Source organism: Candidatus Avelusimicrobium faecicola (assembly GCA_900540405.1).
GTDB lineage: Bacteria > Elusimicrobiota > Elusimicrobia > Elusimicrobiales > Elusimicrobiaceae > Avelusimicrobium > Avelusimicrobium faecicola.
Window position 1 is genome coordinate 1 of sequence record UQFW01000040.1, and the last position, 13,786, is coordinate 13,786.

General features: G+C 51.2%; 13 protein-coding genes and 1 tRNA gene. 5 read left to right on the forward strand and 9 right to left on the reverse strand.

The window, feature by feature from the left end; translation table 11 throughout:
* A partial coding sequence (locus tag ACQY18_RS04875; RefSeq protein WP_428039052.1) for a TerC family protein occupies positions 1–894 on the reverse strand: 894 nt, incomplete at its 3' end.
* Between the two features lie 110 nt (positions 895–1,004).
* Here ACQY18_RS04875 and ACQY18_RS04880 point away from each other — a divergent pair.
* The 3 genes from ACQY18_RS04880 (at position 1,005) to ACQY18_RS04890 (ending at position 4,753) form a co-directional block, all read left to right on the forward strand.
* Positions 1,005–1,077: transfer RNA gene (locus ACQY18_RS04880), tRNA-Thr, on the forward strand.
* A 343-nt stretch (positions 1,078–1,420) separates the two neighbouring features.
* Positions 1,421–3,118, forward strand: coding sequence for a TldD/PmbA family protein (locus ACQY18_RS04885; protein WP_428039053.1), 1,698 nt, complete (start codon positions 1,421–1,423; stop codon positions 3,116–3,118).
* A complete protein-coding gene (locus ACQY18_RS04890; RefSeq protein WP_428039054.1) occupies positions 3,119–4,753 on the forward strand; it encodes a metallopeptidase TldD-related protein in 1,635 nt (544 codons plus the stop codon). It abuts the gene before it with no gap.
* 87 nt (positions 4,754–4,840) lie between these two features.
* Here the strand turns inward: ACQY18_RS04890 and ACQY18_RS04895 are convergent, their stop codons facing one another.
* From ACQY18_RS04895 to ACQY18_RS04930, 8 genes are all read right to left on the reverse strand, one after another.
* Positions 4,841–5,827, reverse strand: coding sequence for a tetratricopeptide repeat protein (locus ACQY18_RS04895; protein ID WP_428039055.1), 987 nt, complete (start codon positions 5,825–5,827; stop codon positions 4,841–4,843).
* Entirely contained in the window at positions 5,817–6,782 is a 966-nt protein-coding gene (locus ACQY18_RS04900; RefSeq protein WP_428039056.1) for a patatin-like phospholipase family protein, read from the reverse strand. Before ACQY18_RS04900 ends, ACQY18_RS04895 begins: the two co-directional genes overlap by 11 nt.
* Positions 6,782–8,092, reverse strand: coding sequence for a TolC family protein (locus ACQY18_RS04905; RefSeq protein ID WP_428039057.1), 1,311 nt, complete (start codon positions 8,090–8,092; stop codon positions 6,782–6,784). The genes ACQY18_RS04900 and ACQY18_RS04905 overlap by 1 nt, the downstream gene beginning before the upstream one ends.
* Before the next feature lie 8 nt (positions 8,093–8,100).
* Entirely contained in the window at positions 8,101–8,559 is a 459-nt protein-coding gene (locus ACQY18_RS04910) for a HAMP domain-containing protein (protein WP_176777985.1), read from the reverse strand.
* Between the two features lie 70 nt (positions 8,560–8,629).
* Positions 8,630–9,367 carry a hypothetical protein gene (locus ACQY18_RS04915; RefSeq protein WP_428039058.1) on the reverse strand — a complete coding sequence of 246 codons (738 nt, stop codon included), beginning with the start codon at positions 9,365–9,367 and terminating at the stop codon, positions 8,630–8,632.
* A gap of 22 nt (positions 9,368–9,389) precedes the next feature.
* Positions 9,390–9,947, reverse strand: coding sequence for a hypothetical protein (locus ACQY18_RS04920; protein WP_176777983.1), 558 nt, complete (start codon positions 9,945–9,947; stop codon positions 9,390–9,392).
* A gap of 157 nt (positions 9,948–10,104) precedes the next feature.
* Positions 10,105–12,150 carry a hypothetical protein gene (locus tag ACQY18_RS04925; protein ID WP_428039059.1) on the reverse strand — a complete coding sequence of 682 codons (2,046 nt, stop codon included), beginning with the start codon at positions 12,148–12,150 and terminating at the stop codon, positions 10,105–10,107.
* 115 nt (positions 12,151–12,265) lie between these two features.
* A complete protein-coding gene (locus ACQY18_RS04930; RefSeq protein WP_428039060.1) occupies positions 12,266–13,024 on the reverse strand; it encodes a S1C family serine protease in 759 nt (252 codons plus the stop codon).
* Positions 13,025–13,103: 79 nt separating this feature from the next.
* Here ACQY18_RS04930 and ACQY18_RS04935 point away from each other — a divergent pair, with 79 nt between their 5' ends.
* Entirely contained in the window at positions 13,104–13,574 is a 471-nt protein-coding gene (locus tag ACQY18_RS04935) for a transcription elongation factor GreA (RefSeq protein ID WP_176777980.1), read from the forward strand.
* A 139-nt stretch (positions 13,575–13,713) separates the two neighbouring features.
* Positions 13,714–13,786, forward strand: a 73-nt coding sequence (locus tag ACQY18_RS04940) for a type IV pilin protein (protein WP_428039061.1), incomplete at its 3' end; no start/stop codon positions are given.

Genomic DNA, 13,786 nt, shown 5'->3' on the forward strand with positions numbered 1-13,786 from the left:
CAGCGCCAAAATTCCCACAATTACGCTTAACGAGGCCACCACCGGCACATGGAAAACACGGCTTACCAACATTTTGGCCCCTACAAAGAACAAAATAACGGAAATGCCGTATTTGAGGTAGGGGAATTTGTTGGCCATGCCGGACAATAAAAAATACAAAGACCGTAAACCAATAATAGCAAAAATGTTGGACGAATACACCAAAAACGTGTCTTGCGTAATGGATAACACTGCCGGGATGGAGTCCACCGCAAAAATCAGGTCGGACATTTCAATCACCAGCACCGTGGCAAACAGCGGGGTGGCCAGCCATTTGCCGTTTTCTTTAGTAAAAAAGTTTTCCCCGTGGTAGTCCGTTTTAATGGGCATTATTTTTTTGAAAACTTTTAAGATGAACGATTGGCTGGGGTCAAAATTATCGTCTTCTTTTTGCAGGAGCATTTTGGTTGCCGTAAAAATAAGCAACGCCCCGAACAGGTAAATCGTCCACGAGAACGCGGAAATAAGCTGTACGCCGATAAAAATAAACAAAAAGCGCATGATTACGGCCCCCAAAATACCCCAGAGCAACACTTTGGGCTGTAAATCCCGCGCGATGGCAAAATAGCCGAAAATCATAATAAATACAAACATATTATCCACGGACAGGGAATATTCCAGTACATACCCGGTAAAAAATTCCAGTGCGTGCGTGGGGCCTTCCACCAGCCAAATGGCGCCGCCGAATAATACCGCTAAAGAAACCCACGCGCAGACCATACCTGCGGCCTCTTTAATGGAAACGTGCCCATGATGTTTGTTGAGTACGGCTAAATCAATAAATAAAGCGGCCAGTACAATTACCCAAAAGGCAATCCACATAGCCACCGATACAGTAGTTGTGACGGGTTCCATAGAATTAAATTCTCCGTAAAATTAAGATAATAAAATTATACAAATTTTGCCGGAGACGGCAGAAAGCGTTTGGCCCCGGGCGGGAAAAATGCTAAAATAAATGTATTCACGCCGAGATAGCTCAACTGGCAGAGCAACGGTTTTGTAAACCGTAGGTTGTGGGTTCGACTCCCATTCTCGGCTTTTTTTGCGTCCTCTTTTGCCCGCCGGCGTTGTCCTCGCAACCTCGGATACCTCGGGCTGCCGCCCTTTTTACAGTATACGCTCGGTTGCTGTGTCCTAGCCGGACAGCCAAAATACTCGCAAAAAATACGCCGGTTGTGTGGAATGGGTTTAAGTTTTTGGCGCCTGTTATTATGTACGGCGGTTTAGGGCTATTTCTTGTTCTCGGCTTTTTTTGCGTCCTCTTTTGCCCGCCGGCGTTGTCCTCTTACTTGCGGTTCCTTATCCTCTTTTTGCATAAAATTCCCCTTGCGCGGCGTTGGGGGCTCCGGCTTTTTTGCTACAATGCAATATAAGGTTATTTATGAAAAAACTTCTCTTTTTACTCGTTTTATGTGTGGGGGGCGGGTTGGTGTCCGCCGCCGAATGTCCCGCGGAACAGGATGCGCTCCTTTCCGCGCTATCCGCCCAATTACGGCGTAATTTCAAAACGCTTAAAAAATTGCGCCCGCCGGTGTATTATATGTCTTACCAACTGTATGAAACGTCCGCTTTTCAAGCCAATGCCAGGGCCGGAGCCTTGGAATTTTCCATTACGGACGATTCCGGCGCGGTGGATATTTCCGCCCGCGTGGGCAGTGTGCATACCGATAATACCCACGAATTAAAAGGCACCTATACAAATACGGATTTGGTTTCCGTGCAAGTGCCTTTGGCCCGGCGGGATTCTTTGGCGTTGCGCAACGCTTTGTGGCGGGGCACGCAGGCGGCGGTGGAAAACGCCCAACAGGAATACAACCGGGTGCTTTCCAACAAACAGGTGTCCGCGGAAAATATGGATACATCGGACGATTTTGCCTTGCCGCAAAAAAATATATTTTGCCAAGAGGAAAAAACATTTGAATACAACCGGGCCGAAATAGAGGAACGCTTGAAACGGCTGTCTTTGCAGGGGGAAAAATATGATTTTGTGGATGATGCCGCCTTTGCTTTCCGGCTGGAGCGCATTAATACTTATTTTGTAGACAGTGTGGGCAACCGCATTTTTACTTCCCGGGCGTTCGGACGCTATATTTTGAGCGTGCAGGCCCGCAACCCGGACGGTATGGATTTGGAACGCAATATGATTTATGACGGGGTAAAAGCGGAGGACTTCCCCACCGAAGAAACCATGGCGGCGGATTTAGAGCGCATGGCGCAAGAATTAAAAGCCTTAAAAAATGCGCCGGTGGTGGAGCCGTTTACCGGGCCGGTTATCTTAAAAAACCGGGCGAGCGGGGTGTTCTTCCACGAAATTTTAGGCCACCGCTTGGAGGGACACCGCCAAAAAAGCGATACTTTCGGGCAGACGTTCACTAAAAAAGTGGGGGCGCAAATTGTATCCCCCATTTTAAGCGTGAGCGATAATCCGCGTTGGGAAGAATTTAACGGTATTCCGCTCCGGGGGTTTTATCTGTTTGACGACGAAGGCAACCCGGCCGAAAATGTGCCGTTGATTGAAAAGGGCGTACTTAAAAACTTTTTAATGAGTGCCAGCCCTATCCAAAATTTTTCTAAATCCAACGGACACGGGCGCAAGTCCGCCGGGTACCGGGTGGTGGCGCGCATGGGCAATACGGTCATCACGCCGCAAGAAAGTATGCCGTATGCGCAGCTAGAGCAAAAACTGCTGGAAGAAATCAAGCGCCAGGGCAAACCGTACGGGCTAATTATAGAAGATATTTCCGGCGGATTTACCATGACCGACACTTCGGCCCCGCAGTCTTTTAAGGTAAACCCGTTGCTGGTCTACCGGGTGTACCCGGACGGCCGCAAAGAAGTAGTGCGCGGGGTGGATTTGGTGGGCACTCCGCTGGCCAGTTTCAGCAAAGTAATTGCGGCGGGGGACGATTACGCCGTTTTTAACGGCAGTTGCGGGGCGGAATCCGGCTGGGTGCCGGTGTCGGCGGTTTCCCCCAGTATTTTAGTGGCCGAAATGGAAGTGGAAAAGGTGGCCAAGAGCCCTTCTAAACCGCCCATTTTGCGCCCGCCGTATACAGAAAATCACAAGGGGAAGAAATAAATGAAATTACTGTTTACTTTGCTTTTAGTAGTAGCGGGCGGCGGTTTTTGCGCGGCGCAGGATGTGTACTTTTCCGCCATGAAAGACGAACTGGCCCGCACCCATAAAAAATTGCAATTAAAAGATTCCGTGCGCCCTTATTTTACTTCTTATGTATTGACGCAATCTTCCGGGCTCCGCGCACAAGCCGCGTGGGGAGAGTTGGAAATCGCGGCCACCGCGGCGCAAAACGAGCCGTTGCGCACCGCGGTAGTGAATATGATTGTAGGGAACGCCAAAGAAAACAGCAATAATTTCCAGGCGGAGCGTGCCCTGGGTATGTTGTATGCGTACGCGCCCACAACGGTATATTTCCCGGCCGGGAATTACGCGGGAATCCGCGAGGGGTTTTGGCGCGCTACCGACGAAGAATACCGCCAAGCATTAGAAATGTTCTCCCAAAAAGAAGCGTATAAGCGCAAGAAACGGCTGAAAGAAACAGGCCAGGATTTTGCCCCGGCCAAGGCGGCCCGGTTTATCGGCCCGGCAGATACCGCCGAATTGGATAAGCCGGAAGATATGAACCGTTTGGCGCGTGAAATTTCTGCCTTAGGGAAGAAATATCCCTATTTGGATGTGGCCCGGGCACGGGTTTCCGGGCAACGCCTGAACTATTGGTATATGGACAACCACGGCGGGGCGTGGCGGTTAGGGCATACGGTGCGGAGCATTTATTTAACGGCCCAACTGCGCAACAAAGCCGGCTACCGGCAACGCTTTGAAACCGAGTTTAACTATGTAGATACGCCTTTCCCGCCGCAGGCAGAACTGCTGGAAAAAGCAGACCAGTGGTTTGCCGCTATAAATGGGGTTTATCCGGCCCGGAAAGCCGAGCCGTATTTGGGCCCGGTATTGTTAAGCCCGCAGGCCGCGGCCGGTTTTATCCGTTCGCTTTTAGTGCCGGAAATCAGCAACACCACGGCCCTGCTTAGTGATTCGGACGGCGGCGGCACCGCCGGCAAATTTAAGGATAAACTGGGCCAGCGCGTTTTTGCGCCCGGCTTTACCATTACGGACCGCCCGCTTTTAAGCAGTTATAAAGGCACGGCCCTGTTGGGGTATTTCCCGGTGGATATGGAAGGCGTTGCCGCGCAGGATATTACACTGGTTAAAAACGGAAAATTGACCGATTTGCCGTTCAGCCGCAGTTTGCCGGCGGCGCGTAAAGCCGGCAACGGCCATGCGCGTATGACGGAAAACAAACGCCCGCGGGCAGGCATTACCAATTTGTTTATCACGCCGGAGCAGGCTTTTACGCCGGATGAAATGAAACAAAAGTTAATCGCCCGCTGTAAAGCATTGGATTTGGAATACGGCTACCGCTTGGAAACCATGGCGGGCCCGGGTGCGATGCGTTTAACCCGCATTTATGTAAAAGACGGCCGGGAAGAGCCGGTGTACGGAATGGCGCCGCGCAATTTAACCACCCGCGCTTTGCGCGATATTTTAGCCGCCGGAACGGATGAAACAACCTTTCAGAAATTCGGTTTAGAGGCCCATTCCGTGACGGTGCCTTCTTTACTGGTGGATGAAATGGAATTGTGGGCCGGAGATGAACAGCCGGACCGCGCGCCGTATGTGGCAAAGCCGCAATAAACAAAGGTTTACTGATAAAAAATCCGCCTTATTTCAGGCGGATTTTTTTGTGCTTTATACAAGGGAAAATGTGCCCCGGCCGGGAAACTAAGGCGCCGTTTTTGCCGGAGGGTTCTGCAAGGCTTGGGCAAAACGGTGGATAAAAGTGTCTTTGTCGTCGGCGCGGATTTGGGCTAAATACTTTTTGGCTTCCCCGTGTTGGCCGCGTGCGCTGGCATTCATGGCCAGTACAAAGCGGGCCAGTTCGTTTTCCGGGTAGCGGGCCAATATATAGCGGGCGGTTTGGTCGGAGGCGTCGTATTGCCCGGCTTGGTGGAGCCACAACGCCCGGTAGGCTTGCAAATCTTCCCGCTCCGGCGCTAATAACAGGGCTAGGTCCAAATCGTTCAGGGCCGCCGTTAAGCGGTTGAGGCCGCGCTGTGCTTTGGCGCTTAAAAGCCAAAAATCGGCATTTTCCGGCTCTTGCTCCAGCGCTAGGGTAATGTGAATAAAAGCGTTGGCAAAATCCTTTTGCTGGTAAAACGAGGCCGCATAGCGGGCCCGGTGAACGGCGGCCGCTTGCGGATACAGCGCAAAGAGTTTTTCGTAATAGCCGCGGGCTTTGGAATAAAACCCGGTTTTTACATATACTTCCCCTAACCCGGCCAAAACATTTTGGTTGGAAGGTTCCAACTGCAAGGCGCGTTCGTAAAGTTCTATGGCGCGGTCGGTCAGACCGGTGCGGTTGTACAAGGTGGCGGCGGCCAGTAAAAGCGGCACGTCTTTCGGGTGAAATTCCAACGCTTCCAAATACGTTTCCAACGCACTGCTTAAATTGCCTAAATGTTCATAACTTTTCCCCAACAGGCGGTAGGCGCGCACTTCCCGGCGGCGCACGTTGCGGGTTTTGTAAATGTAATTGGATAAATCGGCCACGGCGGCCTGGTAGTTCCCGGCATTAAATAAATCCCGCGCGTGGCGGTAGTCGTTGCGGTCTTGGGTGGAAAGCACCCCAAAGCCCAGTAGCCCCGCCTGCCCGGCGCACCCGGTTAAACAGCACGCAAACAGCGCCAAACACACGGTTTTAAGGTTCATATACATACCGCCCCATTTTTAAGAGTAAATCTTCCTGCAAGGCAGGCAGCGCCAGGGTGGCGGCTTTGAGCCCCACTTCGCCCGCTTGCGGCAGTTTGTTTAGTTCCAAGGTGGAAATGTTTAACACCCGGTTGGTAATTACAAAATCGGCCTTTTTGGAGGATTCTTCTATCATCGCCGCGCCGCGTACATCCCCCACGCGCAAAAAATAAGCGGCAATAGATTGGGGCGCATCTGACGAAAAATCCGGCGGCGTGACGGAGGCTATGATGTAATCCGCCCCCATATTGCGCAGGGTTTCGGTGGGCAGATAATCCACCACGGCGCCGTCTACCAGTTGGCGGTGGCGGTATTCCACCGGGGCAAAAATGCCGGGCAGGTTCATGCTGGCGCGCACGGCAATAGCCAAGGGCCCGGAATTGAATAATACGCGCTCCCCGGTTTTGGCATCCATCGCCGCGCAGGAAAAGGGAATTTGCATATCTTCAAAGCGCATTTCGCCCAGTTGTTCGTTTAAGAAATTTTCCATATTGCTGGAAGACGGCAACTGCCGCGCCAGTAAAAAGCGCAAAAGCCCGCCCACGTTTAAGTCCGGCGTGATTTTTTGTAGCGTCATGTGGCGGCTGATTTCCCATAATTTGGAGGTAGGCACCCCGGCACTATACAGCGCGCCCACTACCGAGCCCATGGACGTACCGGCCATGCTGTCTATGGGCAGGCCGGCGTTGTCTAATACTTCCAGCACGCCCACATGGGCAAAGCCGCGCACGCCGCCGGCGGACAAGGCCACCCCGATTTGCGGGCGTTTGTTTTTAGGCAGTTGGATGAGTTCTTCCCATAAAAAATTGCGCAAAATTTCGTCATCCGTTTCCCGCCCGAGGGACAGGGCCGGTTGGGCGGAAACAAGCAGTAAAATAAACCCTAAAACGGATAGAAAAATGCTTTTTGCGTGCATTATAAATCCTTGCCGATAGCCCATTCCAGTTGGGCTTTGGCGGTTAAGTTATTGCGAATGGCCTGGTAATAATCCGTGCCGGTTTGCAAATAAGCCTGTGCGGCGCGGAGGGGGGATAAGCCGGATAAGGGGGTCCGTTCCGCTTTGGTCAGTTGGGCGGAAACGTCGTTAAAGGTTTCTTGCCGGGTAAGCACTTCCGTTTGCCAAAACGTCATGGCCGCGTGGGCCTGGGCCACTTGTACATGGATTTTATCTTCTATGGCGGAACGGCGCAACGTGCTTTGGCGTTGTTCGGCCTTTTTTTGGGCGGATTGGTTGGCTATGTTGTACGAAAACGGCAACCGCACCGCTAAAGAAATTTGTTTGTTGACCGCATCTAAATTATCATAGCCCAGTTGTTCATAGCTGCCGGTTAAAATTACATCCGGGTAGCGGCGGGAAAGGGCTAAATCTATGGCCAGGTTATCTAATTCCAACGCATAAATGGCGGATTTTAATTCCGGGCGAAACTCCATAGACCATAAATTGAGGTGCGGCAAATCCAAATCCACCTGTACGGGTTTGAATGCCCCCACCACTTTTACATGGGAGTTCAGTTCCTTATTTAAGGCTACCAACATGGCCAGTTCCGCTTGTTTGAGGTCGTGCAGAGCGGCGTGTTGCGCAACCGTAAAGCGGGCCCATTCGGCCCGGGCTTGCACCCGCTCCCAGGGGGAAAAGACGGAGTTTTTGTAATACCGGGTGGCTTTTTGGGTGGCTTTTTCGGTCAAGAGGGCGTATTCCTGGGCGTATTGTAAATTGAAAAATGCCTTTTTGATGTTTAATACCACGGCGTTTTTAACGGTATCGTATTTGCTTTGGGCCTGTTTTAAGTTGGCGCGGGCCATTTTTAAGGCGCCGGACATCCGCCCGCCCGAATACAAATACTGGGTGGCGGTAATGCCCACCCCGTAAAACTGGTTTTTATAGGAGTCGTCCGTTAAGCGGATGAGGTCATCACTTAAAATAAAGCGGTTGGCAACGGATTCCGGCAGTACCATCGGGTAATCCAAATGAAACCAAGTGGCCGTACCTTGCAGAGCCACTTGCGGGAAGAACATAAATTTAGCCTCGCTTACTTTTTGTTCGGCAATAATAATTTCTTGCCGGGCGGTTAAAAAATCCGTATTGTTTTCCAACCCCAGGCGGATGGCGTTTTCCAGCGTGAGTTCATCATTAATTAAACTGGAAAATTTAATGCCGTATTCTTTTTGGGCGAATGCCGCCTGGGCGGCACAGAACACCAGTATTAAAAGCAGTAATTTTTTCATAATATCCCCTATTTTTTGTTTTGCATATCCGCCTGTATTTTATCCATCATTTGGTTGAAGGCATCTTGCAAATCCATAAATTGGTCCCCTTTGCGCAAATGCACGCGCTGGGAATAATCCCCTTTGGCAATAGCTTTGCACACTTGTTCAAAACGGTATACCGGCCCGGCCATTTTGTGCGATACCAGGGCGGAAATAACCACCACACATAAAATATAAAGCGCCAGTTTGTAGGCAAAAGAGGTCATAATAGGCAGTAAATTATCATACAGCGGTTGTATGAGTACGGGGTAGCGGTCAAAAATTTCATCCAGCGTGGCGGAAAGTTCAAAGGTCATAATCCCTAGGCCGATGAGTACGCTGAAAATAATAAGCATCATATAGCGCAACTGGAGCGATTTTTTAATAAAAATCGTGCGTCTTTTGAATTGCGGTGCGCCGGGTTTGGGCGTTAATTGTTGGTTCATAAGTCCTCGTATAAAAGCGGCTCCGCCGCCGCAGGGGCGCGGAGCCGGCTAAAAAAACAATGTCTGAATGTTAAAAATTGGTGACGTAGCGGATTTGCAAAATGCGTTCGCTTTCGTCCCCGCGGCCGATACGCCGTACGCCGGCATCCAACACCAGGGAGGGGTGTAAATAAAACCGCGCGGCAATATTCAAGCGGGAGTCCCGCATGTTGCGGATGTTATCCCACTCGGCCACTAACCCCACCATATCCTGAACGGTGTAAGACATACCGGTAAACATATATAATTCGTCAAAGTCAAAATCGGAAAAATTAAGCCCGGCGGTGGCATCCAACCCGGGGATGATAATTTCCCGCGTGAGGGACAAATACCCGCCCTTGCGGTCGTCCATATATTCTTTATTTTTATTTACCGGGTAGGTATAAATGCGGTTTTGGTAGCCGTAGCCGTAGCGGCGGCCGTCGTAGCCGATGGCAATAGCGGGGATGTATAAATTGCCGTCAAAAATTTTCCATTTGGCCTGAAAATCCGGGTCCAGCACTTTAACGGAAGACGAATCCCCCACCAGCTCGTGCGAGGCAACGGAAATGCCGATATTAATGCGGGGATAAACGCCAAAATCTATGCTTTCCATAACCGTTCCGTGCGAATACGCGCGGGTGGTAAAGGACGCCTGGTAGCGGTCCAACACTTCCGCGGTGGGCACGTCTAACAGCATGGTTTCCATGGAAACCGGGTCGCCTTGTTCGGCCTGGGCGGCCAATGGGAAAAAGGCTAAAAAGACAAATAACAAAGTTTTAAGTTTCACAGTATCAGCTCCTTATAAAAAATTATAACCAAACGCGGATATCTTTGACTTCCGGTTTTACTACATAGCGGATGTTGTGCAGATAAATGCTTTCGCGTGCGGCCATAAAATCGTTTGCATCCCGGGGGAATTCTAATTCAATGTGGCCTTTGTCCGCATGGGTGGTATCGTGTACCACGGCCAAGTGCCAGCGGTCCAGGTGTTCGGTATCATAGGCGTTGCGCGGGTTATCAAAATTGCGCAAAACCACCATGCCTTTGGGGAGCGGGCCCGCATCCACCGGCAGGGTTTTGGTAATTACGTGGCGGGTAAGCACGGTTTTGCCTTTTAACGGCCCGCGCAGAAAAGTCACTTTATAGCGCGGGTCTTCCCCGTGCGGTTTTTGGTCCAGGCGGGCCAGGCAATAAGTGGCGTAAAAAGTGCCCATGTTTTCGCACTGGGCAAAAACATTCCGGCGGAAAAGGCGTTCATATTCCTGTTTATAATCGGAGCGGTCATAGGGGGCTTCTTTGGAACCGCGGCACCCGGCTAAACAAGCCAGCGTGCAGAATACCAGCAAAAAGGGAATCAGTTTTTTCATAAAAACTCCTTAAATAAAACCCGCAAAAGGGCTGTTCATACTATTAAAATTATACCCGTTTTAAGTGTGTTTGGAAAGCCTAATTTAAGGGAGTAATTTTAGCGGGGCCCGGCCCGCATAAAAACCGGGCCTTTTAGCAAGGCCCGGTGTGCAAAAGTTATTTACGCTTGCCGGCACTTTTTTTAGCGCCGGAGCGTTTGGCCCCGGTTTTTGGGGAGCCGTTTTTGGCCGCACCTTTGTTGGCGGCGGATTTATTAATACTTCTAATGGCCCGGTTTAATTCTTTGGTGGATTTACCGGCGGCTTTTTCGGCGGCGGCGCGGGCGGAGTCGGCAATGTTTTGCTGGCGGAGCCCTTGTTCCACCTGGCGCACGAACGCGCCCATTTGTTGTACGCGCTCGGTTAAGTCTTCCTGCACAATTTGCCCGCGTTCTTCGGCGGTGAGGTTATTTCCTCTTTCAAAAGCGGAGCCGTCTTTACCCCACACAAAGAAAGCCGGGTTTTCCTGGAAGGCGTCCCGGATGTCCCGGGCGTTTTGCGGGTCCGGCACATAAAACACCAGGTTATTGTTGCGCGTTTGCGGGTTCAACAGGTTTTTATCGTCATTCCGGGCGTTCAGTTCGTCTAACTGCGCGCGCGTAATGGGAATATACGCCGGGGCTTTTTCGGACAAATTGCGTTGGATTTCCATAAAACGCAGGGTGGCTTCATCGCTCAAATCCGTTTCATTATCCAAATTTTCCAAGGTTTTTTGGGCAATTTTCTGGTAAATATCCAGCGGGTCTTCCACCGGGTTTACCCCGGCGGCGGTCACGGCTTCGCGCACGTCCGGGTATTGTTGCACCCGGTTGGGAATCCAGTAGCAGTCGCCTTTGTCGCACCCTTGGGTTTTTAACAGGGCGTTGTATACTTCCCGCATGTCGGACGTAGAGGCAGAGCCCTCCTGTTCTTGGGCATCCGGCGGCATTAAATGGTTCGTTTTACCTAACACAACCAGTACGTTTACTTCGGGCAGTTTATCGGTTAACTGCTGTAAGTTTAATTTTTCAATCATTTGTTGGCGCCCGGCCTGTTTGCTTTGCTCCAAGGCTTTGGCATCTTTCCAGGCGGAGGGGTCTTCGGATATAGAATGGGAAATAGAGCAAACTTGTTCCCCGGTGTTGTATAAGGAACCGCTTTCCCCGCGGCAACCGATGGTGCTGGGCAGGCGGTCCGTAGCCGGGGCATCTCCGGCCGCTTCCTGGACTTGTTTATCCAGCATGGCGGCTAATTCGGCCCGTTTTTGTTCCCGGAACGCTTTTAGTTTTTCTTGCAAAGATTCGCGTTCTTCGGCAGTAAGGCTTTCGTCGGAATTTTTCAAAGCCCACTCGGCCGCGCGGTCAATGGCAACCATGGGGTCAAACATTTCGGCGGCGGACGTGAACGGCCCCGCATATTCCCCGCCGCGTGCGGCATTTTTGGCGCCTGCGGCCGTCCGCGTATTGAGCGTAATATTGGGTATGCCCGGTTTCTGCCGCGCGGACGAAGAAGCGGTTTTACCGTCTGTGGTGCCGAGCCCGTCCCCTCCGGCTAAGGCCAGCGCATCCGGGCCCATCCCGGCTTTTTGGGCCGGCGTTTTGCCAAAACCAAAGAAGTTTTTAATAGGTGCAAACACGCGGGCAAAAGCGGATTGTTCTTCGTCGGACTCGGGCGCTAAAGCAGGGGTGTAGCGGGCGGCGCGTTCCTGGCGGACGTAGCGCTCGTAAGCGTCATCATCCGAGTTAATTTCGTGCATACCGCGCCCGGCGCCTTCCGGGGCCGTCTGGCGGACGAGGACCCAGTTGCCGTCTTCGTCTTGGATGGCGTTGGGCTGATTAAAGCGCGGGGTTTCTCCGTTTTCCGTACCGGGTGCGGCGGCGCTATAACGGCTTTCGGCCGTGGCGTTTTGGGCGGAGGCGTACAGCTCGTTTAATTTGGCGTTGGCGGCATCTGCTTGGGCCTGGGCCAATGCGGCCTTGCGTTCCAACCGTTTTTGTTTGCCTTGAAACACCGCGGCAATCCGGTTTACCAAAGCGGTTAGCGGGTTAGACGTAAAAATTTGCGGGTTTGCTTTTTTAGTGCCTTGCGGCGCCTCGGTGCCGGGGGCCATAAAGGGCAACAGCAAAAACAGCAAAACGATACTAACCAGTGAGATTAGAACAATTTTTCCAATGCGTTTTTTCATAAGTTCCTCTTGAAATAAAACAAAAATTCGCTCCAACATTTGGGCCGCGCCAAAAAGCGCCCCCTGGGTGGATACCAATAGTCTACCCATTTAAGGGCTATTTTTCAAGGGAAATTTATTCTTCCGCCGGGGCGGGGGCCGGGTTTTGGCCAAACCACCCCTTTACAATGTTCCACGATTTTTGAATATGCCGCACAAAGGCATTTTGCGGGGCGGGGGCCGCCTGTGGGCGCAACGGCGGCAGATACCCGGCTTTATCTATCAGTTGGGCCAGGTAGTTGGCGGGAACTGCAAAGTTTAAGTTTTGGTTGCCGTCCCCCTTAAAACTGGCAAACGCTACGGAAATCACGTCGCCGTCCTCGTTAAACACGGGGCTACCGCTGGAGCTGGGGGAAATGGGCGCGCTGATTTGGTGCCAAATCACGCCGTTGGCTTTTTTGCGCACTTGGCTGATAAGACCGGAAGAAACCGTGTTTTGCAAGCGGCGCGGGTTGCCGATAACGGTAATAATTTGCCCCGGCAAAACGGTTTGCGCATCCCCCAGAGTGACGGTGGGCAACCCTTGGGCCGGTATTTTGAGCAAGGCTAAATCCACCAGTTGGGATTCGGCCGCCACTTTGGCTTCGTCGGATACGGCCCCGTTGTTAAAGGTAATGTTGATAAAAAGGGCGTTGTCGGAAACGTGGCGGCTGGTGGCAATCAGGCCGTTTTGGCTGACGACGAACCCCGTTCCCGTAAAGGTGGAGCCGTCTTTTTTAACCACATTTACGGCCACCACGCTTTGGGCGTTTTGTTCGGCAATTTCCACATGTGTTTTGGCCGCGCACACGCAAGAAAACAACAGGCAGGCAAGCAAAGCGGGTAAGTGTTTCATACCACGATTATAATAAATTTATAGCGCGGTTGAAATGCAAAGGCATAAATTGTAAACTCTAATTAAGAGGAGTGATGTTATGGAAAAGTTTTATGTAAGCCGTAAAAAATATGAAGATTTAGTAAACGAAATTAAACGTTTGAAAGAACAAAAAGCGCAACTTTCCGACGAAATCGGAGAAGCGGCCGCCCAGGGGGATTTGAAAGAAAACGCGGAGTATCATGCCGCCAAAGAAAAACAGGCGGAAACCTTGCGCCGTATTGATGATTTGGAAATGAAACTGCGTAATGCCGAAATTACGGACGATTTGGCGGTGGACCACAGTGAAGCCCGCATTGGGGCCACGGTGACCCTGAAAGATTTGGTGGCCGATATTGAATTTACTTATACGTTGGTGGGTTCCATGGAATCCAACCCGGATAAGGGGCTGTTATCGGTTAAATCTCCCTTAGCCAGCGGGGTGTTGGGTAAAAAGCAAGGGGAAACCTTTACGGTGGAACTGCCGCGCGGACCCAAAAAATACAAACTGGTAAAACTGGAATACAAATAAAGCCCGGCGTTTTTTATAAGGCCCCTGCGTTTATAAACGCGGGGGCCTTTTGCCTGCCGTTATTTAACAGGGGTTGTTTTGTTTTTTTTTTTTGATAAATTTTGTTTATAACAAAATTTATCAAAAAGAGAGGTTTTTAATGAAAAATGTTAATTTCAGCCGTTTAGGCGGCTTTACGCTTATTGAATTATTGGTGGTGGTGCTGATTATCG